The sequence below is a fragment of the Lentzea sp. NPDC051208 genome (genome assembly GCF_040682435.1).
GTDB lineage: Bacteria > Actinomycetota > Actinomycetes > Mycobacteriales > Pseudonocardiaceae > Lentzea > Lentzea kristufekii.
Genome location: NZ_JBFBAW010000001.1, coordinates 856986 through 878856, shown reverse-complemented (window position 1 = coordinate 878856; position 21871 = coordinate 856986). Strand labels below are relative to the sequence as shown.

The following is a 21871-nucleotide window of genomic DNA, read 5'->3' as shown; positions in this document are numbered from 1 at the left end:
CCGCTCAGGCGCGGGTGAAGCGCATGACCCAGTTCGGTTCCCAGGTCTCGCCGCCGTCGTAGGAGAACCGCTGCTCCCAGACGGGCTCGTCGCCGGGCGTCCAGTCGAACCGCACCTTCACCGCGTGCCCGCCGACCACGTCGTCACCGAAGAACACCCCGTGCCCGTCGGTGAACCGGCCCTCCAGCGGCGGGTCGAGGTGGCCGGGAGCGCGGGTGGAGGCCCACCAGATGCGCCAGACGTCGGCGGCGGGGTCGTACTGGCGCAGCGTCATGCCCTCCCAGTCCTCCGCGAAGACGCTGTCGATGATCGCCGCGCCGCCCAGGAGGGGTCTGGCTTCGGCCCGCGTCTCGAACTCGACCCACTCGGTGCCGCGGCCGACGATGTCGGCGATCTTGCGGTTGGCCACCCGCCAGCTGCCGTGGAGGAAGTTGAAATCGTTCTCACTCATGCAAAAGACGCTAAACCGATTCACTGACACCTTTTGTCAGTGATCGACTATTGACCTAAAGGTCTGGACCATTTTACCGTTCCCGGCAGTGGCCGCCGCCCTAGCCAGGAGGTCCTTCCCTTGCGCCTGCTCGCCAAAGTGGTCCCGGTGCTAGCCCTGCTAGCCGGGACCGTGATAGCCGTGACCAACGCGCCGACCGCAGCCGCAGCCCACGAGGACTGCCGGCCGGACGGGCTGTACAAGACGCCGGGCGTCGAGGTGCCGTACTGCACCGCCTACGACACCGCCGGCCGCGAGATCATGGGGGACAAGTCCAGACGTGTCATCGGGTACTTCACCAGCTGGCGGACCGGCAAGAACGGTCAGCCCGGGTACCTCGCCAAGGACATCCCCTGGAACAAGGTCACGCACCTGAACTACGCGTTCGCGCACATCGACGCCCAGAACAAGATCTCGGTCGGCGCGAACGACGCGAACAACTCGTCCATCGGCATGGAGTGGCCGGGCGTCGCCGGCGCCGAGATGGACCCGTCGCTGCCCTACAAGGGGCACTTCAACCAGCTCACGAAGTTCAAGAAGCAGAACCCGAACGTCAAGACGCTGATCTCGGTCGGCGGCTGGGCGGAGACCGGCGGCTTCTTCAACGCCGACGGCACGCGCAACGCGTCGGGCGGCTTCTACAAGCTCGGCCAGAACCAGGCCGCGATCGACACCTTCGCGGACAGCGTCGTGACCTTCCTGCGCCATTACGGCTTCAACGGCGCTGACATCGACTACGAGTACGCGACGTCGAACAACCACGCCGGCAACCCGGACGACTTCTGGATCTCCAACGCCAACCGCGGCACGCTGTGGGCCGGCTACCAGGCGATCATGAAGACGCTGCGCGAGAAGCTCGACCGCGCCGGTGCCGCCGACGGCAAGCACTACCTGCTGACCGCCGCCGTGCCCGCCTCCGGCTGGCTGCTGCGCGGCCAGGAGGCGTACCAGGTCGTCAAGTACCTCGACTACCTGAACGTCATGAGCTACGACCTGCACGGTTCGTGGAACCAGTTCGTCGGACCGAACGCCGCGCTCTACGACGACGGCAAGGACGGCGAGCTCGCGGCCGGTGGCGTGTACACGGCGCCCCAGTACGAGGGCATGGGGTACCTCAACACCGACTGGTCGTACCACTACTACCGCGGTGCCATGCAGGCCGGACGCATCAACATCGGCGTGCCGTTCTACTCGCGCGGCTGGCAGGGCGTCACCGGCGGCACGAACGGCCTGTGGGGCAAGGCCCCGCTGCCGAACCAGTCGCAGTGCCCGCCCGGCACCGGTTCGTCGGTCGGCTCGACCACGCCGTGCGGTAACGGCGCGGCCGGCATCGACAACATCTGGCACGACGTCACCGCGGGCGGCGCCGAGGTTCCGTCCGGTGTGAACCCGTTGTGGCACACCAAGAACCTGGAAGCCAAGATCACCGGCTCCTACGCGGCGCAGTACGGCCTCGACCCGGTCAACGACCCGACCGACCGCCTCACCGGCACCTACACGCCGTACTACGACTCGACGCTGAAGTCGCCGTGGCTGTGGAACAACGACAAGAAGGTGTTCCTCTCCAACGAGACCGAGCAGTCGATCGCCGAGAAGGCCAAGTACGTCAAGGACAAGGGCCTCGGCGGCATCATGATCTGGGAGCTCGCGGGCGACTACAGGTACGACTCCGCGAAGAACGAGTACTTCATCGGCGACACCCTGCTGTCGACCATCAACACCGGCCTGAACGGTGCCGCGCCCTACGGCAACCTGAAGGCTTCGACGCAGCAGACCCAGTCCCTCGCGGTCGACGTGGACGTCCACGGCTTCGCGCTGGGCGACAACAACTACCCGATCACGCCGAAGATCAAGTTCACGAACCGCTCGACCGTCACCATCCCCGGTGGCACGAAGATCGCGTTCGACTACGGCACCAGCGCGCCGGGCAGCATGGGCGACCAGTCGGGCTTCGGCCTCAAGGTCGTCTCGAAGGGACACAGCGGGCCCAACGTCGGTGGCCTGAAGGGCGACTTCCAGAAGGCGGAGCTCACGCTGCCGTCGTGGCAGTCGCTCGCGCCGGGCGCGTCGATCGAGGTGACCGTCAGCTACCAGCTGCCGATCTCGACGCCGTCGAACTTCGTGTTCACGTTCGGTGGTCAGTCGTACGCGATCAGCGCGGACCACCCGCGCATCGGTGGCGGCAACCCGCCGACCTCCACCACCACGTCCACGACCACCTCGACCACGACCACCACCACGACGACGACCACGACGACCACCACGACGAAGCCGCCGACGTGCGCGCTGCCCGCGTGGGAGGCCGGCAAGGTCTACAACGGTGGCAACGAGGTGTCTCACAAGGGCCGCAAGTGGCGGGCCCAGTGGTGGACGACCAACGAGGAGCCCGGAACCACGGGTGAGTGGGGCGTCTGGCGCGACCAGGGTGCCTGCTAGTCCGCTGTAGAAGTCAGGACTCTGTCAGGCGCGGGGCTTAGGCTGTCCATCGTGACCGCCCAAGACCCGCGCCTGCAGGAACTGGTGCTGCTCCGCAAGGTCCGCGACCGGATCGACCGCGAGTACCGCCAGCCGCTGGACGTCGCGGCGCTGGCCCGCGGCGTGCACCTGTCCGCGGGGCACCTGAGCCGTGCGTTCCGCGCCGCCTTCGGCGAGTCGCCGTACAGCTACCTCATGACGCGCCGCATCGAGCGGGCCATGACGTTGCTGCGCCGGGGCGACATGTCCGTCACCGACGTGTGCTTCGAGGTCGGCTGCACCTCGCTCGGCACCTTCAGCACCCGCTTCTCCGAACTGGTCGGCATGTCCCCGAGCCAGTACCGCAAGGTCGCCGCCGAGGACGGCCAGGGCATCCCGAACTGCCTGGCCAAGGCCGTCATGCGGCCGATCAGGAATCGAGAAGCGGCGACCGGCCCGTCCGATTAGGTTGACCGCCATGTCAGTCATCATCGCCTCGGCGTTCCTGCCGGCAGACGACCCCGAGAAGTCCCTCGGCTTCTTCCGCGACGCGCTCGGCTTCGAGGTCCGCCAGGACGTCGGCCAGGGCGCCATGCGCTGGATCACCGTGGGCCCGCCCGGCCAGCCCGAGACCGGCATCGTGCTGCACCCGCCCGCCGCCGACCCCGGCGTGAGCGACGAGGAACGCCGCACGATCGCCGTGCTCATGGCGAAGGGCGTCTACACCGCCATCTCGCTGGCCTCCAAGGACCTGCAGGGCACGTTCGACCGCGCACGGGCGTGGGTCGAGTCGTCCGGGGCGGGCGAGGTGCTGCAGGAGCCCGAGGACCAGCCGTGGGGCGTGCGCGACTGCTCGTTCCGCGACCCGGCCGGCAACCTGGTCCGCATCAACCAACTCTGATCGTGCTGCCGGGCGCGGCGTAGGCGACCGTCCCCGAGTACCGGGCCGAAGCACGGGCGACCGCTTCCTGGGAGGTCAGGAAGCGGCCCACGTGCGTGACGACCAACCGTCCCGCGCCCGCGCTGGAAGCCGTCTCGCCCGCGTCCTCCGGCGTGTGGTGGACCATGTCCGGCGTCTTGACCGCGCTCTCGGCCTCGCACAGCAGCACGTCGGTGCCGCTCGCCAGCGCCGTCAGACTCGGGCACGGGGCGGTGTCGCCCGAGTAGGTCAGCGAGCGGCCCGCCGCCTCGATCCGCACACCGAACGCCGGGATGCCGTGCTCGACCGCCGCCGACGTCAGCCGCATCGAGCCGACCTCGGCCTCGTGCCCGTCGTGCAGTTCGGTGATCGCGAACGCCGACTCGACCGGGCTGCGCTCCGGGCCGTTGGTGAGGAAGCCGGCCAGGCGGTCGGCGATGCCGGGCGGGCCGTACAGCGGGACCGGGTCGCGTGAGACGTCCGCGAACAACAGGGCGTAGTAGGCGGTCAGCAGGTCCGCGCTGTGGTCGGCGTGCAGGTGCGAGATCCAGATCGCGTCCAGGTCCTCCAGCCGCGTGTGGCGCTGCAACGGGCCGATCGTGCCGGCGCCGGCGTCCATCCACACGCGAGTGTCGCCGTGCGACACCAGGTAGCCGGAGCACGGGTTGTCGACGCTCGGGTACGGCGTTGCGCACCCGAGCACGGTCAGGCTGAGGTCCATCGCTCTACCGTAGATCAACGAGCGCGCGTTCAGATCGCCGATGCACAACGCGCGACGGGTACCTTGACCGCGTGGAAGAGCCCGTGTGGAACGAGTGGCGGCGGCCCGGTCCGACCGCCGCGCAACGGCGGCGCGACATCGGCATCGCCGTGATCGTGCTGCTGTGCGCGATCGAGGTCACGACGCTCGTCAACAGCATGGGCGCCTACGTCTTCCAGGACCCTCCGGGACTGCTGGAGCAGGTCGTCTGGATGTTCGTGCTGTCCGTGCCGCTGGTGGTGCGCCGCCGCTACCCGCTCGCCGTGATGCTCGTGGTGTCCGCGCTGTTCATCGCCGCGCAGGTGAACCGGGCCGCCGACAGCCTGGTGCCGTCGGCGATCCTGTTCCTCGCGATCTACACGGTCGGCGCCTGGGAGCAGAACCGCCGCTTCGCGCGCTGGTCGCGCATCGGCGTGATCACCGCGATGTTCCTGTGGCTCGGGTTCAGCCTCGTGCGTGCCCTGCTCGGACCCAAGGGGGACTTCAAGGACGCGGCCGGGCCGATGGACCCGGTGCTCGCTTCTGTCCTCTACGGACTGGAGTTCAACATCTTCTTCTTCCTGTTCGCCTACGTGGTGGGGGAGATGGCCTGGTCGGGTGCCCGGCGCCGGGCCCAGCTGGAGTTCCAGGCCGAGGAACTGCGCCGCTCGCAGGAGCAGAACACCCGTGGCGCCATCGCGGCCGAACGCATGCGCATCGCCCGTGACCTGCACGACGTCGTCGCGCACCACGTGTCCGTCATGGGCATCCAGGCCGGTGCCGCGCGCCGCGTCCTCGACTCCGACCCCGGCCTGGCCCGCGACGCCCTGCAGACCGTCGAGCAGACCGCCCGCACCGCGATCAGCGAGTTGCGCGGCCTGCTGGGCGTGCTGCGCGCGGACGCGGACACCGACCTGAAGGCGGCGCCCGGCCTCGATGACCTGCCGGAGCTGTTCGAGAGCGCCCGCGCGGCGGGCCTCGAGGTCTCGCACGGCGTGTACGGCGACGCGCGCGAGGTGCCGTCCGGCGTCGCGTTGTCGGCGTATCGGGTCGTGCAGGAAGCACTTACGAACGTGGTGAAGCACGCTGACGCGCGGCACGTCGACGTGCGGATGCGGTTCCTGGACAGCGCGCTGGAGCTGGAGATCACCGATGACGGCCGCGGCCGTTCCACCTCCACGAGCCCAGGTTTCGGTCTCGTCGGGATGCGCGAACGTCTTGCCGTGCACGGAGGTTCGCTGGAAGCAGGGCCGCGGCGCGAGGCGGGCTTCCTGGTCCGTGCGTCGCTGCCGACGGTGTTGGAGGAGAAGGCGTGAGTCTGCGAGTAGTGCTGGCCGACGACCAGGACCTGGTCCGCGCCGGCTTCCGGGTCATCCTCGGCACCGAGCCCGGTATCGAGGTGGTCGGCGAGGCGGGCGACGGCGCCGAGGCCGTGGCACTCGTCGCCGAGCTGCGCCCCGACGTCGTGCTGATGGACGTCCAGATGCCCCGCATGGACGGCCTGCAAGCCACCCGCCACATCCTTTCCGCAGGCCACGGCACCCGTGTCGTCATCTTGACCACGTTCGACCGCGAGGACTACCTCTTCGAGGCACTGCAGGCGGGCGCGAGCGGCTTCCTGCTCAAGAACGCCTCCCCAGAAGATCTCGTGGAGTCCGTGCGGGTCGTCGCGCGCGGGGACGCGTTGCTCTCGCCCGAGGTCACCCGGCGGGTGATCGCGCGTTTCAGCACGGCGCCTAGGGAACGCACCCGCCCGCCCGAGCTCACCGATCGCGAGTTCGAGGTGCTGGTGGAACTGGCCAAGGGCGCGTCGAACGCGGAGATCGCCGCGACGCTGTTCCTGGGGGAGACCACCGTGAAGACGCACGTGTCGCGCGTGCTCACCAAGCTGGGCCTGCGCGACCGAACGCACGCCGTGGTGTTCGCGTACGAGAGAGGGATCGTCACTCCAGGCGGTTAGGCCGTACGCAATCTGACGTACGCGAGATCAGAACGTGAGCGGATGATGCAGCCGCTCGTGGTGGCGAGAGTAGGACGCGACACCACGAGAGAAGGAGTGCATCGCGATGGCCACCATCCGCAAGCTCAGCGGCCGCGCCCGCAAGGCAGTGCTGCTCGTGCACGTCCTGTCGGCGGCGGCGTGGCTCGGCATCGACCTCGCGCTGGGGATCCTCGTCGTGGTCGCACTGTCCACTGAGGACCGCGCTACCGCCGGGGTGGCGATCCAGGCCGTCGACCTCTTCGCGATCTGGCCGATGTTCGGTGCCAGCGTCGTCTGCATGATCTCCGGCGTCGTGCTCGGTCTCGGCAGCAAGTACGGGCTCGTGAGGTACTGGTGGGTCGCGACCAAGCTCGTCCTGAACGCGGGCATGTCGCTGCTGATCGCGTTCGCGCTCCGGCCCGGCGTCGCGCAGGCGGCCGAGATCGGCGAGCGGATGCTGGCGGGTGACCCGGCCGCGGTGATCCCGTCCGGTGTCCTGCACCCGGTGGTGGTCGCGCCGACGCTGCTGCTGTTCGCCTACTTCCTCTCGGTCTTCAAGCCGTGGGGCCGGATCCGCAGGCCGGCGGAACCGGTCGAGCGCCGGCGGCGCGACCTCGCCGGGGCGGTCCAGCTGTAGGAAGTGCCCGCCGCCCCGCCGAAGCCGTGCCTGGCTAGAGTTCCTGGGTCAGGTTGACCGGGTTGCCGTCCGGGTCGAAGACGTGCGCCACGCGCTGTCCCCAGAGCATGTCGTTCGCGGGCCCCCGCACCCGTCCGCCGGCGGCCTCGACCAGCGGCAGCGCCGCGTCGACGTCCTCCACGCCGATGCTCAGCACGATGCGCGCGGGCGCCGACACGTCCACCTTCTCGGCCACAAGCCCCAGTTCCCCGTCGCCGATCTTGAGCGTCTTGTAGAAGACCGGTCCGTCGGCGGGGTGGCGGAACACCTCGACGGCGCCGAACACCTGCGAGTAGAACGCCTGCACCCGGTCCAGGTCGGGCGTCACGATGATGGGCTGAACAGCCATGGACTTCCTCCAGAACTAGTCGTCCACATACGTACGGGACGGCCGCCCGGAAATGATCGGCGTGGCCGACGACGAGGCGAACAAAGGCAGGAACTCCTCCACGTTCAGGTACGTGGTGCTGCCGGTCACCAGCCCGTCCCGCACGTCGAGGAACACCAGCCCGAACGGCTTCTCCAGACCAGGTCGCATCTGCCAGAACGCGGGCGAGGCGTTGGCCCGCACCGGCACCAGCCAGGCGCCGTCACAGGGCGAGTCGGGAGCGCTCAACGCGAGGGAGATCGACTCGCGGCCCCGCAGCCACCAGCTGAACGGCGGCATCGACATGGTCGCGTCCTCGTGCAGCAAGGCCACGAGCGTCTGAACGTCATGGCGGTCGAACGCCTCGCAGTAGCGGCGCAGGAGCGACTTCTGCACGGGATCGGACACGTCCAGCGGTGCGCCGACGTCGGCTACCCGCAGTGTTGCGCGGGCTCGTTGCAGCGCGCTGTTCACCGACGCGACCGAGTCGGACAGCAGTGCGGCGACCTCGGAGGCCTGCCACGCCAGGACGTCGCGCAGGATCAGCACGGCTCGCTGGCGGGGCGGCAGGTGTTGCAGGGCGGCCACGAACGCCAGGCGGACGGTCTCGCGGCGGATCGTCTGGTCCTCCGGCAGCACGGAGGCGTCCGGCACGGGTTGCACGAAGGCGTTCTCCAGCAGAGGAGCGCCCAGTTCCCCGCCGGACGGGCCCAGGTCCACGGCCAGGGCGCGCCGCTGAGCACTGCGCTGCATGTCGATGCAGATGTTCGTGGCGATCCGGTAGAGCCAGGTCCGCAGCGACGCCCGCGCGGAGTCGTAGCTGTCGAACGCCTTCCACGCGCGCACGAGTGTTTCCTGCACGGCGTCCTCGGCCTCGAAGCCGGAGCCGAGCATGCGGTAGCAGTAGCCGGTCAGCTCGACCCGGAACGGCTCCAGCGTCTCGATCACGCACAAGACCCTACGCGGACCGATAAGTTCCCGTCGCTCGGCTCGTACATCCAGACATGACCGAAGACATCCGCGCCGCGGTGGCGGCGGAACGGCGTGACCAGGCAGAACTCCTGAGTGGCCTCACCGCGGAACAGTGGCACGCGCCGAGCCTGTGCGAGGGCTGGACCGTGAAGCACGTCGTCGCGCACACGACGCTGCCGTTCCGTGCGTCCGGAACGAGGGTGATCCTGGAGATGCTGAGATCAGCCGGCCGGTTCAACCACGCCTCCGACCGCATGGCCCGCAAGGACGCCCGCCTCCCGGTGAGCGACCTGCTGAACGAGCTGAAGAACAACATCGACCACCCGTGGACGCCGCCCGGTGGTGGCCCGGCAGGGGCGCTCTCGCACGACGTCATCCACGGCCTGGACATCACCGTCGCACTGGGACTGGACCGCAGGGTCCCGCACGACCGGCTCCGCGTCGTCCTCGGCGGCATGAAGCCCGCCCACGTCAAGTACTTCGGGGCGGACCTCGGCGGCAAACGCCTGGAGGCCACCGACCTGGACTGGACGTTCGGTGAGGGCGAGCCGGTCAGGGGACTGGCCCAGGACCTGTTGCTGCTGGTCTGCGGGCGGACGCTGCCGGCCGGCAGGCTCAGCTGACCACCTCTTCGCGCACCCGGGCCGTCGCCTCGATCGTCGCGGCGAGGAAGCGCGCGACGACCTGCCGTTCCTCCGCGCTCATCCGCCCCCACGCCGCCGCGTAGCCGCGCGCCAGGGGCTGGAAGAACGTGGAGGCGAGTTCCGTCGCCGTGTCGAGCACCCGGAGATCGACACGGCGACGGTCGCCGGGGTCGCGGTCGCGGACGACGTGCCCTGCCCTCTCGAGGCGGTCGAGGACGGACGTCGTCGCCGACGCGCTGAGGTTCAGCGCCTTCGCCAGCGTGCCGGGTGTCATCGGGGCGGTCATGATGAGGTTCAGCGCTGTCATGTCCGTGGGATGCAACTCGTGGGCGGCGCTGAAGATCTCCAGGAACCGGTTCGACTCCATCACCAGCGCGCGCAGCATCATGCTCAGCTCGTAGTCGGTTGCATCGCTCACGCGCACAGCTTACTGTTTCGACCATCGAAACGTTCGGCGATCGAAGGAATGTCTGATGCGAGTCCTTGCCGGGGTCCTGCTCGTCGTCTGGCTGGCCTTGGGCGGCTTCACCGGGCCGTACGCGGGCAAGCTGTCGGAGGTCGCGGAGAACGACAGCAGCGCGTTCCTGCCCAACTCCGCCGAGTCCACGCAGGTCGCCGAGCTGCAAAAGAAGTTCCAGCGCGAGAACGCCATCCCGGCGATCGTCGTGGTCGAACGGTCCAGCGGACTGACCGAAGAGGACAAGAAGTACCTCGCCGACCAGGTCAAGGGCTTCCAGGCGTCGCCGGTCATCCCCTCGCCGAACGACGACCAGGCCGCGCAGGTCGTCCTGCTGCTCGACCCGGCCAAGGACGTCAAGGACTCGGTCTTCCAGCTCCGCGACGGCACGCGAGGTGCGCCTCAGGGACTGACCGTGCTGGTCACGGGCCCGGCGGCGCAGGTCGCGGACCTCGTCGAGGCGTTCGGCGGGATCGACGGGCTGCTGCTGATCGTCGCGGGCGCCGTGGTCGCGCTGATCCTGCTGGTGGTCTACCGGAGTCCGCTGCTGCCGGTCGTCGTGCTGGTGTCGGCGGTGTTCGCGCTGGGGCTGGCCAGCTTCGTCGTCTACCTGCTCGCGAAGAACGACGTCCTGGCGTTGAACGGCCAGAGTCAGGGCATCCTCTCGATCCTGGTGTTCGGCGCCGCGACGGACTACGCGTTGCTGCTGGTGTCGAGGTTCCGCGAGGAACTGCGCGACACCCAGGACAAGTTCGCGGCCGTCAAGACGGCCTGGCGCGGCACGGTCGAGCCCATCGCGGCCTCGGCCGGCACGGTGATCCTCGGCGTGCTGTGCCTGCTGTTCAGCGACCTCGACTCGAACAAGGGCCTCGGCCCGGTCGCCGCCATCGGCATCGGCGCCGCGCTGCTGACCACGATGACCTTCCTGCCCGCAACCCTCGCACTGCTCGGCCGCGGCGCTTTCTGGCCGTTCGCCCCGAAGTTCGGCTCGAAGCACCCCGAGACGAGCGGGCTCTGGGGCCGCGTCGCGAACCTGGTGCGCCGCAAGCCGCGCGCGATCTGGATCGTCACCACGCTCGTGCTGCTCGCCGGCGCCGCGTTCCTGCCGCAGCTCAAGGCGTCCGGCACCGCGCAGTCCGACGTGTTCCTGACCCCGGTCGAGTCCGTTGCGGGACAGGAGCTGCTGTCCCGGCACTTCCCCGGCGGCACCGGCTCGCCGATCGTGATCATCGCCGCCGAGGACAAGACCGCCGAGGTCGTGCAGAAGTCCAAGGTGGACGGTGTCGCGGACGTGCGGCCGTCCGGAACGGCCGAAGGCCTGGTGCGCATCGAGGCCACCCTGAAGGACGCGCCGGACTCCGATGCCGCGGTCGAGACCGTGCAACGGCTTCGTGCGGCCGTCGACGGCGTCGATGCGACGTTGGTGGGCGGGCCGACGGCGACGTTGCTCGACACCAGGACGACGTCCGAGCACGACCGGATGCTGATCATCCCGATCGTGCTGGTCGTGATCTTCCTGATCCTGGCGCTGCTGCTGCGGTCGTTGCTGGCGCCGTTGCTGCTGATCGCGACCGTCGTGCTGTCGTTCGCGGCCACGATGGGAGTGTCGGCGCTGGTGTTCAACCACGTCCTGGACTTCCCCGGTGCCGATCCCGTGGTGCCGTTGTTCGGGTTCGTGTTCCTGGTGGCGCTGGGGATCGACTACAACATCTTCCTGATGACCCGCGTCCGCGAGGAGACCCAGCGGCTCGGCACGGTCGAGGGGACGCTGCGCGGCCTGAGCCTGACCGGTGGCGTGATCACGTCGGCGGGCGTGGTGCTGGCGGCGACGTTCGCCGCGCTGGCCGTGCTGCCGATCCTGTTCCTCACGCAGATCGCGTTCATCGTCGCGTTCGGTGTCCTGCTGGACACGCTGCTGGTGCGGTCGCTGCTCGTGCCGGCGCTGTCCGTGGACGTCGGCGGGCGAATCTGGTGGCCGTCGAAGCTGAGGTGAGCCAGGATCTCGGCATGACCTTCACGGCACGTCAGCTCAACCGCGCCACGCTCGACCGGCAGATGCTGCTGCGGCGCGAACCGGTAGACGTGCTGACGGCCGTGGACCGGGTCGTGGCGATCCAGGCGCAGGAACCCGCCTCGCCGTACATCGCGCTGTGGAACCGGATCGAGGGCTTCGACCCCGCCGACCTGGACGAGGCGTTCGTGAACGGGGTGGTCCGCAAGGCATCGCTGATGCGGATCACCCTGCACGCCGTGACGTCCGCGGACCACGAGGTGTTCCACCACGCGATGCTGCCCGCGTTGCGGGCGTCACGGCTGTACGACAAGCGGTTCAAGTCGATGAACGTCACGATCGACCAGGCCGACGCACTGCTGGAGCACCTGCTCGAGTTCGCCGCGACGCCCCGGCAGAAGGCGGAGATCGAGCAACTGCTGCACTCGCACGTCGGCGACGTCGGTGAGCCCGGCGTCTGGTGGGCGCTGCGCACCTACGGCGGGCTCGTGCACGCGCCGACGGGCGGGCCCTGGTCGTTCGGGCTGCGGCCGTCCTATCAGGCCGTGACGACCGAGCCGCGCGACCAACGGGCCGCCGTCGCCGAGATGCTGCGCCGCTACCTCACCGGCTTCGGGCCGGCGACCGTCCTCGACATGAACCAGTTCAGCATGCTGCCGCGCACTGCGATCCGGGAGGCGCTGGCGTCGCTGGACCTCGTCCGGGACGGCGACCACTACGACGTTCCTGGCCGGACGGTGCCGGACGAGGACGTTGTGGCGCCGCCGCGGCTGATGGCCATGTGGGACAGCACGTTGCTCGCCTACGCCGACCGCAGCCGGATCATTCCGGACGAGTACCGCAAGCTCGTCATCCGCAACAACGGGGACACCCTGCCCACCCTGCTCGTCGACGGGTACGTGGCCGGGGTGTGGCGTCCGACCGCGGACGGAGGCGTTGAGGCGACTGCCTTTCACGCCCTCGACGAGGAGCACTGGGCCGGGCTGGCCGACGAGGCGACGTCGCTTCGCAAGCTCCTCGGCGACCGGGAACCGCAGGTGTACAAGCGTTATGCGCGGTGGTGGAACGGCCTTCCGGCCCACGACGTTCGCATCTTGTGAGAATCACCCGCGAGGGACATCACGCGGGGTGCACCTCCGGGAGGGTCTTCGCCACCTTCTTCTCCGATGCGACGGAAGCGAGCCGCTGCGCCATCGTGCCGCCCGCGGGGGTCCCGACCGGCGACGGCACCTTGCCCAGCAGGTACCCGGCGTGGCTCACCGCGAGCAGCACCAGGAACGCGCCGGAGAACGCGGGCAGCCCGGCGATGCCGGCGGGGTTGTCCACGGCCCTGAACGCCGAGACGGCCTGCGCGACGTAGATCAGCACCAGCAGCACGGTGACCACGAAGTTCTGGAACTTCGCGAGGTCGATCGACTTGCCCGCCGACGCACCTTCCTCGACGGTCAGCATCTCCCAGAACCGCCCGCCTTCCGCGCCCAGCGGGTAGGCCGCCACGGAGTCGGGCCGGGTCGTGCTCTTCGTGACCTTGATGGCGACCGCCACGACACCGGAACCGACGGAGATGCCCAGCAGCCAGAGCACCTGGTCCGGGATCTGGAACCCGGCCACGTCGACCTGCCCGGCCGCGAACCGGCCGAAGGCCATGCCGCTGACCAGCGAGAGCAGCACGACCGTCCACACCATCACCTGCACCCGCGAGAGGCTGTAGCGGCCACGGGCGTCCCTGAGCACGTTCTGCGCACTGAGACGGGACGGGACCACCACCGCGAGCAGCACGATGACGAGTGCGGACACGATCCAAGCCCAGAACGTGGTCGCCATTGCGGCCTCCTCGTTACGCCGTTCGGACGCTGTGGCCGATACGTCGTCCTGAAGCCACCAGGCGTTATCACGTCCGGTAACGATTCGGGGGTCGATGCGCGGAGTGGTCGACCACCAGGCTGGCCCGCGACGCCGGGTCGCACGTCGCCAGGTACAGCCGCTGGCCCTCGACGTAGCGGCGGTTGCGGGGATCGTCCGGATCGGACGGGCTGCCGTCGCGCCCGGCCATGCGCGCCACCGACACCGCGAAGCCGACGTCGAGGAACACCGAGAAGTCCCAGTGCGTCACGACCTCGTCGCGGTGCAGGAAGATCCCGTCCACCAGCAGGAGCGCGTCCGGTGACGCGACCTCGGCGGGCGGGTCGACGTACTCGTCGGTCTCCAGGTCGTGGCTCGCTCGCCGGAACGGCCGCCCTTCGGCGAACGGCGTGAGCAGGTGGTCGACGAACCGCGGGTAGTCGAAGCTGTCGAGGAAGAACCCCTCGGGCGAGGTCTTCCCGCGCTGCCAGCGAATCGTCCGCGGGTGGTGGAAGTCGTCCACGGAGGCCCGCACGACCTCGCGGCCCGCGGAACGCAACACCCCGGCCAGCTCGTCGCAGAACGTCGTCTTGCCCGCCCCGTCGACGCCGTCGACCGCGACCAGGCCACGTGCGGGCAGCAGAGCGGCGACTTCGTTCAACACCCCGGCACGATTTCACACATCGTGACCGCGTGAGGCCCGATCGGCTGAGACCCAGGTCTCTCCGGCCTCAAGAACGCGTAAAAGCCGGACCCGCCCCCGTAAGGACGCTGTCAGGCACCCCCTGATCAGGCATTTCCTGATGCACGCTGCCGAGCGTCATCAAGAACATCTTGTCGTTGAAGGGAGCGGCGTCATGGCCGACCTGGCCTATGCGTTGCTGCTGATCGGGAGTTTCGTCGTGCTGGGCCTGACGGTGCGTGGACTGGAGAAGTTGTGAGCACGGGACTCGTCGCGAACGCCGTCGCCGGCGTGATCGCACTCGGGCTCGTCGTCTACCTGTTCATCGCACTCGTCAGGCCGGAGAAGTTCTGATGTCACCCCTCGTGGCCGGCCTCCTGCAGACCGGCATCCTCGTCACGGCCCTGGCGGTCGTGTACCGGCCCCTCGGCGACTACATGGCCCGCGTTTTCACCGCCAAGGGCCACTTAAAAGCCGAGCGAGTCATCTACCGCTTCGCACGCATCAACCCGGACGCCGAGCAGAAGTGGAGCACCTACGCGTACGGCGTGCTGGGCTTCTCGTTCGTCGGCATCGTGTTCCTGTACGTGTTCCAGCGCGCACAATCGTTGCTGCCGTTCGGCTTCGGCCGCGGCGACGTCGGTCCCGGCATGGCGTTCAACACGGCGATCAGCTTCGTGGCCAACACGAACTGGCAGTCGTACGTGCCGGAGGCCGTGATGGGCCACGCGGTCCAGATGATCGGCCTGACCGTGCAGAACTTCGTGTCGGCGGCGGTCGGCCTGGCCGTGGCCGTCGCGCTCGTCCGCGGATTCGTGCGGCACCAGACCGACCGGCTGGGCAACTTCTGGGTCGACCTCGTGCGCGGCACCCTCCGGATCCTGCTGCCGATCGCGTTCATCGGCGCGATCGTGCTGGTCGCGTTCGGTGTCACGATGTCGCTCAGGTCCGGAGTGGACGTCGACGGGCAGGTCGTGGCGAACGCACCCGTCGCCAGCCAAGAGGTCATCAAGGAACTCGGCACCAACGGTGGCGGCGTCCTCAACGCGAACTCCGCGCACCCGTTCGAGAACCCGGGCGAGTGGACCAACCTGATCGAGATCTTCCTGATCCTGGCGATTCCGGTCGCGCTGACGCGCACGTTCGGCCGACTCGTCGGCGACCGGAAGCAGGGCTACGTCCTGCTCAGCGTCATGGGCCTCATCTGGACGGCCATGCTCGCGGTGATCTGGGCCGCCGAGGCGAACGGCATCAGGCCGTTGGAGGGCAAGGAACTCCGCTTCGGCATCCCCGGCAGCGCGCTCTTCGCGAACGCCACCACCGGCACGTCGACCGGCGCGGTCAACTCGCTGCACGACAGCTACACCGGGCTCGGCGGCGGTGCCGCACTGCTCAACATGCTGTTCGGCGAGATGACGCCGGGCGGTGTCGGCACCGGGCTCTACAGCATCCTCGTGATGGCGATCATCGCGATGTTCCTGGCGGGCCTGATGGTCGGCCGCACGCCTGAGTACCTGGGGAAGAAGCTGGGGCGCAAGGAGGTCACGGCCGCCGCGGTGTCGATCCTCGCGATGCCGACGGTACTGCTGATCGGCGCCGGCATCGCCGCGATCCTGCCGAGCACCCAGGGCGCTCTCAACAACCCCGGAGAGCACGGCCTGTCGGAGATCCTCTACGCGTACGCGTCGGCGTCGAACAACAACGGGTCGGCGTTCGCCGGGATCACGGTGACGAACGACTGGTTCCAGTCGTCGCTCGGCCTGTGCATGCTGTTCGGCCGGTTCGTCCCGATCGTCGCGGTGCTCGCGCTCGCCGGATCCCTTGCGGCGCAGAAGAAGGTGCCGGTCACGGCGGGCACGCTGCCCACCACCGGACCGTTGTTCGCGACGTTGCTGACCGGTTCGATCGTCCTGGTCGCCGCGCTGACGTTCGTCCCCGCTCTCGCTCTCGGTCCCATCGCGGAGGCACTGCTGTGACCACCGAACCCGGTCTCGCGGCCGCTCTTCCCGAGGCCCTGAAGAAGCTGCACCCGCGCCACCAGTTGCGCAGTCCCGTCATGTTCGTCGTCTGGGTGGGGTCGTTGCTGGTCACCGTGTTCGCGGTGACCGAGCCGAGCGTGTTCACCATCGCCGTCGCGGCGTGGCTGTGGTTCACCGTGCTGTTCGCGAACCTCGCCGAGGCCGTCGCGGAGGGACGCGGCAAGGCGCAGGCGGAGTCGTTGCGGCGCACGAAGTCCGACGCCGTCGCCCGGCTCGTCAACGGCGACGTCGTGGCGGGCACCGAACTGAAGATCGGCGACCTGGTCGTCGTCGAGGCGGGCGAGGTCATCCCCGGCGACGGTGACGTCGTCGAGGGCATCGCGACGGTGGACGAGTCCGCGATCACCGGCGAGTCCGCGCCCGTCATCCGGGAGTCCGGCGGCGACCGGTGCGCGGTCACCGGAGGCACGACCGTGCTGTCGGACCGGATCGTCGTCCGGATCACGACCCGGCCCGGCGAGTCCTTCGTGGACCGGATGATCGCGCTCGTCGAGGGCGCGGAACGGCAGAAGACGCCGAACGAGATCGCCCTGACGATCCTGCTTTCGACGTTGACGATCATCTTCCTGCTGGCCGTCGTGGCACTGCAGCCGTTCGCGATCTACTCGGGCGGCGAGCAGTCGGTCGTCGTGCTGACGGCGTTGCTGGTCTGCCTGATCCCGACGACCATCGGCGCGCTGCTGTCCGCCATCGGCATCGCGGGCATGGACCGGCTGGTGCAGCGCAACGTCCTGGCCACGTCGGGCAAGGCGGTCGAGGCCGCCGGCGACATCGACACGTTGCTGCTCGACAAGACCGGCACGATCACCTGGGGCAACCGGCGCGCGACCGAGTTCATCGCGGTCGGCCCGACCTCAGACGAGACGCTCGTCGCGGCGGCCCGGCTCGCGAGCCTGGCCGACGACACCCCCGAAGGCCGCAGCATCCTGGAGTTGGCGGGCGGTGAACCCGCCAGTGAGCACGAGAAGACCGGCGAGTTCGTCCCGTTCACCGCCCAGACCAGGATGTCCGGCATCGACCTCGGGGAGCGCAGCATCCGCAAGGGCGCGGCGTCGGCGTTCGAGCTGACCGACACCGCCCGCGAGATCGTCGACGAGATCAGCGCGCAGGGCGGCACCCCGCTCGTCGTCGCCGAGAACGGGAAGGTCCTCGGCATCATCCGGCTGTCGGACGTGGTGAAGCCCGGCATGAAGGAACGCTTCGCCGAGCTGCGAGCGATGGGCATCCGGACGGTCATGGTCACCGGCGACAACCCGTTGACCGCCAAGGCCATCGCGGAGGAGGCCGGGGTCGACGACTTCCTCGCCGAGGCCAAGCCCGAGGACAAGATGGCCCTGATCCGCAAGGAGCAGGAGGGCGGCCGGCTGGTGGCGATGACCGGTGACGGCACGAACGACGCGCCCGCGCTGGCCCAGGCGGACGTGGGTGTCGCGATGAACACCGGCACGTCGGCCGCGAAGGAGGCCGGCAACATGGTCGACCTCGACTCGGACCCGACCAAGCTCATCGAGATCGTGGAGATCGGCAAGCAGCTGCTGATCACCCGCGGTGCGCTGACGACGTTCTCCGTGGCGAACGACCTGGCGAAGTACTTCGCGATCCTGCCCGCCATGTTCGCGGCGATCTACCCGGCGCTGGACAGGCTCAACATCATGCACCTGGCCACGCCCCGGTCCGCGATCCTGTCGGCTGTGATCTTCAACGCGCTGATCATCGTGGCGCTGATCCCGCTGGCGCTCAAGGGAGTGCGGTACCGGCCGTCCAGTGCGTCGGCGCTGCTGCGGCGCAACCTGCTGATCTACGGCCTGGGCGGCGTCGTGACGCCGTTCGCCGGGATCTGGCTGATCGACCTGCTCGTGCGACTCATCCCCGGGATCGGCTGAAGCGAATGACGAACTTCCTCAAGCAGTCGTGGGCGGGTCTGCGGATCCTGCTCGCACTCACGGTGCTCCTCGGCGTGCTCTACCCGCTGTCGGTGTGGGGCGTGTCGCGGCTTCCCGGCCTGCACGCCAACGCCGAGGCCACGGACACGACTCTGGTCGCGGTGGCCCGCGAAGGTGACCGGTACTTCGTGCCGAGGCCGTCCGCCGCGACGCTGCCCGCGTCCGGTGGCTCGAACAAGGGAGAGCGGAACGAGGACTACACCTTGGTCGTCGCCGAGCGCAGGACGGAGATCGCGCAACGCGAAGGCGTGCCCGAGAGCCGGGTGCCGCAGGACGCCGTGACGGCGTCCGCGTCCGGCCTCGACCCGCACATCAGCCCGGACTACGCGGCGTTGCAGGTGCCCCGCGTGGCACGCGCGTCCGGGCTGCCGGTGGAGAAGGTGCGTGAGCTGGTCGCTGCCCACGCTCACGGCACCTTCACCACCACCGTCAACGTGACTGCGCTGAACCGTGCCATCGACAGCGCCAGTTGACGGTCGCCGGGGTGAGCTGAGGATCTACCTCGGCGCCGCTCCCGGCGTCGGCAAGACCTTCGCCGTGCTCGGCGAGGCACACCGGCGCCGGGAGCGCGGCACGGAGGTGGTCGTCGGACTCGTGGAGACCCACGGCCGGGACAAGACCGCCTCCCTGCTCGAAGACCTGGAAGTGGTGCCGCGCAGGGTGGTGCGGCACCGCGGACTCGAGGTGTCCGAAATGGACGTGGACGCGATCCTGGCCCGCCGGCCCGAGGTCGCGGTGATCGACGAGCTCGCGCACACCAACGCGCCGGGCTCGCGCAACGAGAAGCGGTGGCAGGACGTCGAGGAACTGCTCGAAGCGGGCATCGACGTCCTGTCGACGGTGAACGTCCAGCACCTGGAGTCGCTGAACGACGTCGTCGAGCGGATCACCGGTGTCCGGCAGCGGGAGACCGTGCCGGACGAGGTGGTCCGCCGAGCCGAGCAGGTCGAACTGGTCGACATCACGCCCGAGGCGTTGCGACGGCGGCTGGCGCACGGCAACGTCTATCCGGCGCACCGGATCGACGCCGCGCTGGGCAACTACTTCCGGCTCGGCAACCTGACGGCGTTGCGGGAACTGGCGCTGCTGTGGGTGGCCGACCAGGTCGACGTCGCGTTGCGGCGGTACCGCAGCGAGAAGGAGATCACCGACACCTGGGAGACCAGGGAACGGGTGGTCGTCTCGATCACCGGGGGCCCGGAGAGCGAGACGCTGATCCGCCGCGCGCGCCGGATCGCGACGCGGGCGGGCGCGGAACTGCTGGTGCTGCACGTGCTGCGCGGCGACGGGCTGTCCGGCGCCACGCCCGAGCGCATCGCCCGGTCCCGCAGGATCACCGAGGACGTCGGCGCGACGTTCCACTCGGTGGTGGGCGACGACGTGCCGACGGCACTGCTGGAGTTCGCTCGCGGGGTCAACGCCACCCAACTGGTGCTCGGAACTTCGCGCAGGTCACGGGTCGCGCGGGCGTTCGACGAGGGCATCGGCGCGGCCGTGGTGCAGGAGTCCGGCGCGATCGACGTGCACATGGTCACGCACGACGAGTCGCGGCGGGGCCTGCGGTGGAGGACCGGCGCGGATCCGCTGTCGCTCCGGCGCCGCCTCATCGGCTGGGGCCTGTCGCCGGCGTTGCCGGCCGCGGTGACGGCGCTGGGCATGCTGTGGCGCGACGAGCTGGACTTCTCGACCGACCTGGTGGCGTTTCTGCTGGTCACGTGCGTGGTGGCGATCGCCGGTGGACTCGGCCCCGCGTTGTTCTGCGCGGTTCTCGGAGCCGGGCTGCTGAACTACTTCTTCACCGAGCCCTACTACAGCCTGGCCGTGCGGACGCCGGAGAACGTGATCACCTTGGCGGCCATGGTGATCGTCGCGACCGTGGTGGCGCTGACGGTCGACCGGGCGGCCCGGCTCGCGGAGCAGGGCGCACGGGCGCGGACCGAAGCCGCGTTGCTGGCGTCCTATTCGAGGACCGTGCTCACGAGCCCGTGTCCGCTGACCCGGCTGCTGGAGAAGATCCGGGAGAACTTCGGCCTGGAGTCGGTCGCTCTCGTGGAGCGGCGGGACGGCGCCTGGACCCGCGTGGAGTGCGCCGGAAGGGATTCCGGTCCCGTGACCGAGGTGACGGTCACCGAGGACGTGCGGCTGAGGCTGAGCGGGCGCGTGCTGCCCGCGAGCGACCAGCGGGTGCTGGAGGCCGCGGCCGGGCAGACGTTCGTGGCACTGCGGCAGCAGCGGATGGCCGCAGACGCCCTGCACGCGCAACGGAAAGCCGAGACGTCGGAGTTGCGCACGGCCCTGCTGTCGGCGGTGGGCCACGACCTCCGCACTCCGTTGACGTCGATCAAGGCGGCGATCGGGAGCCTGCGCGACACCTCGCTGCCACTGTCCGAAGAGGACGTCACCGAGCTGATGGCGACCGTGGAGGAGTCCGCGGACCGGCTGACCGGCCTGGTGGACAACCTGCTGGACTCGTCCCGGCTCGCGACCGGGTCGGTCGAGCCGGTGCTGCGCCCGGTCGGCTACTACGAGGTCGTGGCCAGGGCGCTCGCCGGCATCGGGGGAGAGGTGTCGGTGGTCGTGGCCGAGGACCTCCCGCCCGTGCTGGCGGACCTGGGGCTGCTGGAGCGCGTGGTCGCGAACGTGGTGGACAACGCCCTGCGGCACGGCAGTCCGTCGCCGGTGACGATCCGTGCCAGCCGCCACGGTTCGTCCGTCGAGCTGCGGATCGTGGACCACGGTCCCGGACTGCCGAAGAAGACGGGGCACAGGTTGTTCGCACCGTTCCAGCGCCTCGGCGACCGCTCCGCCACACCGGGCGTCGGGCTGGGGCTGAGCGTCGCGAAGGGCTTCACCGCCGCCATGGGCGGGGAGATCAGCGCCGAGGACACCCCGGGCGGTGGACTGACCGTGGTCATCTCACTGCCCGCCTACGAGGAGACTTCCCGATGACATCAGTGCTGGTGGTCGACGACGAACCGCAGATCGTCCGCGCGTTGCGGATCAACCTCGGCGCACGCGGCTACGACGTGATGACGGCCTACGACGGCAGATCCGCCTTGGGCGTCGCCGTCGAGGGCAAGCCGGACGTGGTCGTGCTCGACCTCGGCCTGCCCGACATCGACGGCGTGGACGTGATCGTCGGCCTGCGCGGCTGGTCCACGATCCCGATCATCGTGCTGTCCGCGCGCACCGACTCGTCGGCCAAGGTCGAGGCCCTCGACGCGGGCGCCGACGACTACGTGACCAAGCCGTTCGGGATGGATGAGCTGCTGGCCAGGCTGCGTGCCGCCGTGCGCCGCAACGTGGCCCGAGAGGCCGGTGATCCCGTGGTCGAGACGGCGTCGTTCGTCGTCGACCTGGCGGTGAAGAAGGTGCGGCGAGGCGGCCGCGAGGTCCACCTGACACCGACCGAGTGGGGCCTGGTCGAGATCCTGGCGCGCAACCCCGGCCGGCTCGTGTCGCAGAAGCAGCTGCTGCAGGAGGTGTGGGGGCCGATGCACGTCAACGAGTCCCAGTACCTGCGCGTCTACTTCGCTCAATTGCGGCGCAAGCTGGAGGACGACCCGGCCCGCCCCCGCCACCTCATCACCGAGCCGGGGATGGGGTACCGGTTCGAGCTGTGAGGTTGACGCGGAGCCGTGAGAGCGCTTCCATG

At 69.4% G+C, this 21871-nt stretch carries 23 protein-coding genes; 16 read left to right on the top strand and 7 right to left on the bottom strand.

The features are described from left to right. Positions 1-4 precede the first annotated feature (4 nt). Positions 5-451, bottom strand: a complete 447-nt coding sequence (locus AB0M48_RS03720; protein WP_363835746.1) for a hypothetical protein — start codon at positions 449-451, stop codon at positions 5-7. 180 nt (positions 452-631) lie between these two features. On the opposite strand from AB0M48_RS03720, the gene AB0M48_RS03715 reads away from it, so the two are divergent. From AB0M48_RS03715 to AB0M48_RS03705, 3 genes are read left to right on the top strand one after another with little or no spacing between them, the layout of a single operon-like run. Further along, entirely contained in the window at positions 632-2926 is a 2295-nt protein-coding gene (locus AB0M48_RS03715; protein WP_363835745.1) for a glycosyl hydrolase family 18 protein, read from the top strand. Between the two features lie 42 nt (positions 2927-2968). Beyond that, positions 2969-3412: a helix-turn-helix transcriptional regulator gene (locus AB0M48_RS03710; protein ID WP_363835907.1), complete on the top strand. Its 444-nt coding sequence runs from the start codon at positions 2969-2971 to the stop codon at positions 3410-3412. 10 nt (positions 3413-3422) lie between these two features. Next, positions 3423-3845, top strand: coding sequence for a VOC family protein (locus AB0M48_RS03705; RefSeq protein ID WP_363835744.1), 423 nt, complete (start codon positions 3423-3425; stop codon positions 3843-3845). Here the strand turns inward: AB0M48_RS03705 and AB0M48_RS03700 are convergent. After that, complete coding sequence (locus AB0M48_RS03700) at positions 3832-4584, bottom strand: MBL fold metallo-hydrolase (RefSeq protein ID WP_363835743.1); 753 nt, start codon at positions 4582-4584, stop codon at positions 3832-3834. The genes AB0M48_RS03705 and AB0M48_RS03700 overlap by 14 nt on opposite strands. 71 nt (positions 4585-4655) lie before the next feature. Between AB0M48_RS03700 and AB0M48_RS03695 the strand changes: the two genes are divergently transcribed. The 3 genes from AB0M48_RS03695 to AB0M48_RS03685 all read left to right on the top strand — a co-directional run bounded on the left by AB0M48_RS03695 (position 4656) and on the right by AB0M48_RS03685 (position 7220). Further along, positions 4656-5918, top strand: a complete 1263-nt coding sequence (locus tag AB0M48_RS03695) for a sensor histidine kinase (RefSeq protein WP_363835742.1) — start codon at positions 4656-4658, stop codon at positions 5916-5918. Next, positions 5915-6562 (top strand): response regulator transcription factor, encoded by a 648-nt coding sequence (locus tag AB0M48_RS03690; RefSeq protein ID WP_363835741.1) that lies wholly within the window; start codon positions 5915-5917, stop codon positions 6560-6562. Before AB0M48_RS03695 ends, AB0M48_RS03690 begins: the two co-directional genes overlap by 4 nt. Before the next feature lie 106 nt (positions 6563-6668). Then, the gene (locus tag AB0M48_RS03685) at positions 6669-7220 is read left to right on the top strand and encodes a hypothetical protein (protein ID WP_363835740.1); all 552 of its coding nucleotides are present in this window, start codon (positions 6669-6671) and stop codon (positions 7218-7220) included. Positions 7221-7254: 34 nt separating this feature from the next. On the opposite strand, the gene AB0M48_RS03680 is transcribed toward AB0M48_RS03685, so the two are convergent. Beyond that, on the bottom strand, positions 7255-7608 hold the full coding sequence (locus AB0M48_RS03680; protein WP_363835739.1) for a VOC family protein: 354 nt from the start codon (positions 7606-7608) through the stop codon (positions 7255-7257). A 15-nt stretch (positions 7609-7623) separates the two neighbouring features. After that, positions 7624-8574 carry an RNA polymerase subunit sigma-70 gene (locus AB0M48_RS03675; RefSeq protein ID WP_363835738.1) on the bottom strand — a complete coding sequence of 317 codons (951 nt, stop codon included), beginning with the start codon at positions 8572-8574 and terminating at the stop codon, positions 7624-7626. Positions 8575-8630: 56 nt separating this feature from the next. Between AB0M48_RS03675 and AB0M48_RS03670 the strand changes: the two genes are divergently transcribed. Continuing rightward, on the top strand, positions 8631-9221 hold the full coding sequence (locus AB0M48_RS03670; RefSeq protein ID WP_363835737.1) for a maleylpyruvate isomerase family mycothiol-dependent enzyme: 591 nt from the start codon (positions 8631-8633) through the stop codon (positions 9219-9221). Here AB0M48_RS03670 and AB0M48_RS03665 read toward each other — a convergent pair. Further along, positions 9214-9660: a MarR family transcriptional regulator gene (locus AB0M48_RS03665; RefSeq protein WP_319989558.1), complete on the bottom strand. Its 447-nt coding sequence runs from the start codon at positions 9658-9660 to the stop codon at positions 9214-9216. The two genes, AB0M48_RS03670 and AB0M48_RS03665, sit on opposite strands and share 8 nt — an antisense overlap. Positions 9661-9715: 55 nt before the next feature. Between AB0M48_RS03665 and AB0M48_RS03660 the strand changes: the two genes are divergently transcribed. After that, on the top strand, positions 9716-11692 hold the full coding sequence (locus AB0M48_RS03660; RefSeq protein ID WP_363835736.1) for an MMPL family transporter: 1977 nt from the start codon (positions 9716-9718) through the stop codon (positions 11690-11692). 14 nt (positions 11693-11706) lie between these two features. Continuing rightward, positions 11707-12810, top strand: coding sequence for a winged helix DNA-binding domain-containing protein (locus AB0M48_RS03655; protein WP_363835735.1), 1104 nt, complete (start codon positions 11707-11709; stop codon positions 12808-12810). Positions 12811-12829: 19 nt separating this feature from the next. On the opposite strand, the gene AB0M48_RS03650 is transcribed toward AB0M48_RS03655, so the two are convergent. Both AB0M48_RS03650 and AB0M48_RS03645 read right to left on the bottom strand, forming a co-directional pair. Then, positions 12830-13534 (bottom strand): hypothetical protein, encoded by a 705-nt coding sequence (locus AB0M48_RS03650; protein WP_363835734.1) that lies wholly within the window; start codon positions 13532-13534, stop codon positions 12830-12832. 67 nt (positions 13535-13601) lie between these two features. Then, the gene (locus AB0M48_RS03645; RefSeq protein WP_363835733.1) at positions 13602-14216 is read right to left on the bottom strand and encodes a uridine kinase; all 615 of its coding nucleotides are present in this window, start codon (positions 14214-14216) and stop codon (positions 13602-13604) included. Positions 14217-14355: 139 nt separating this feature from the next. Here AB0M48_RS03645 and AB0M48_RS03640 point away from each other — a divergent pair, with 139 nt between their 5' ends. The 7 genes from AB0M48_RS03640 to AB0M48_RS03610 are packed head-to-tail and all read left to right on the top strand — an operon-like array spanning position 14356 to position 21839. Then, a complete protein-coding gene (locus AB0M48_RS03640) occupies positions 14356-14493 on the top strand; it encodes a hypothetical protein (RefSeq protein WP_363835732.1) in 138 nt (45 codons plus the stop codon). Then, positions 14490-14588 (top strand): K(+)-transporting ATPase subunit F, encoded by a 99-nt coding sequence (gene kdpF, locus AB0M48_RS03635; RefSeq protein ID WP_319989549.1) that lies wholly within the window; start codon positions 14490-14492, stop codon positions 14586-14588. Before AB0M48_RS03640 ends, kdpF begins: the two co-directional genes overlap by 4 nt. Continuing rightward, entirely contained in the window at positions 14588-16210 is a 1623-nt protein-coding gene (kdpA, locus tag AB0M48_RS03630) for a potassium-transporting ATPase subunit KdpA (protein ID WP_363835731.1), read from the top strand. The genes kdpF and kdpA overlap by 1 nt, the downstream gene beginning before the upstream one ends. Further along, complete coding sequence (gene kdpB, locus AB0M48_RS03625) at positions 16207-18156, top strand: potassium-transporting ATPase subunit KdpB (RefSeq protein ID WP_363835730.1); 1950 nt, start codon at positions 16207-16209, stop codon at positions 18154-18156. Before kdpA ends, kdpB begins: the two co-directional genes overlap by 4 nt. A gap of 5 nt (positions 18157-18161) precedes the next feature. Further along, complete coding sequence (locus tag AB0M48_RS03620; RefSeq protein WP_363835729.1) at positions 18162-18689, top strand: potassium-transporting ATPase subunit C; 528 nt, start codon at positions 18162-18164, stop codon at positions 18687-18689. After that, positions 18667-21165, top strand: a complete 2499-nt coding sequence (locus tag AB0M48_RS03615) for a sensor histidine kinase KdpD (protein WP_363835727.1) — start codon at positions 18667-18669, stop codon at positions 21163-21165. The genes AB0M48_RS03620 and AB0M48_RS03615 overlap by 23 nt, the downstream gene beginning before the upstream one ends. After that, on the top strand, positions 21162-21839 hold the full coding sequence (locus AB0M48_RS03610; RefSeq protein ID WP_363835726.1) for a response regulator: 678 nt from the start codon (positions 21162-21164) through the stop codon (positions 21837-21839). The genes AB0M48_RS03615 and AB0M48_RS03610 overlap by 4 nt, the downstream gene beginning before the upstream one ends. Positions 21840-21871 lie beyond the last annotated feature (32 nt).

Coding starts and splice junctions, on each gene's coding strand:
- AB0M48_RS03720 (WP_363835746.1), bottom strand. CDS start 451: ATGAGTGAGAACGATTTCAACTTCCTCCACGGCAGCTGGCGGGTGGCC.
- AB0M48_RS03705 (WP_363835744.1), top strand. CDS start 3,423: ATGTCAGTCATCATCGCCTCGGCGTTCCTGCCGGCAGACGACCCCGAG.
- AB0M48_RS03700 (WP_363835743.1), bottom strand. CDS start 4,584: ATGGACCTCAGCCTGACCGTGCTCGGGTGCGCAACGCCGTACCCGAGC.
- AB0M48_RS03685 (WP_363835740.1), top strand. CDS start 6,669: ATGGCCACCATCCGCAAGCTCAGCGGCCGCGCCCGCAAGGCAGTGCTG.
- AB0M48_RS03680 (WP_363835739.1), bottom strand. CDS start 7,608: ATGGCTGTTCAGCCCATCATCGTGACGCCCGACCTGGACCGGGTGCAG.
- AB0M48_RS03670 (WP_363835737.1), top strand. CDS start 8,631: ATGACCGAAGACATCCGCGCCGCGGTGGCGGCGGAACGGCGTGACCAG.
- AB0M48_RS03660 (WP_363835736.1), top strand. CDS start 9,716: ATGCGAGTCCTTGCCGGGGTCCTGCTCGTCGTCTGGCTGGCCTTGGGC.
- AB0M48_RS03655 (WP_363835735.1), top strand. CDS start 11,707: ATGACCTTCACGGCACGTCAGCTCAACCGCGCCACGCTCGACCGGCAG.
- AB0M48_RS03650 (WP_363835734.1), bottom strand. CDS start 13,534: ATGGCGACCACGTTCTGGGCTTGGATCGTGTCCGCACTCGTCATCGTG.
- AB0M48_RS03640 (WP_363835732.1), top strand. CDS start 14,356: ATGCACGCTGCCGAGCGTCATCAAGAACATCTTGTCGTTGAAGGGAGC.
- kdpA (WP_363835731.1), top strand. CDS start 14,588: ATGTCACCCCTCGTGGCCGGCCTCCTGCAGACCGGCATCCTCGTCACG.
- AB0M48_RS03620 (WP_363835729.1), top strand. CDS start 18,162: ATGACGAACTTCCTCAAGCAGTCGTGGGCGGGTCTGCGGATCCTGCTC.
- AB0M48_RS03610 (WP_363835726.1), top strand. CDS start 21,162: ATGACATCAGTGCTGGTGGTCGACGACGAACCGCAGATCGTCCGCGCG.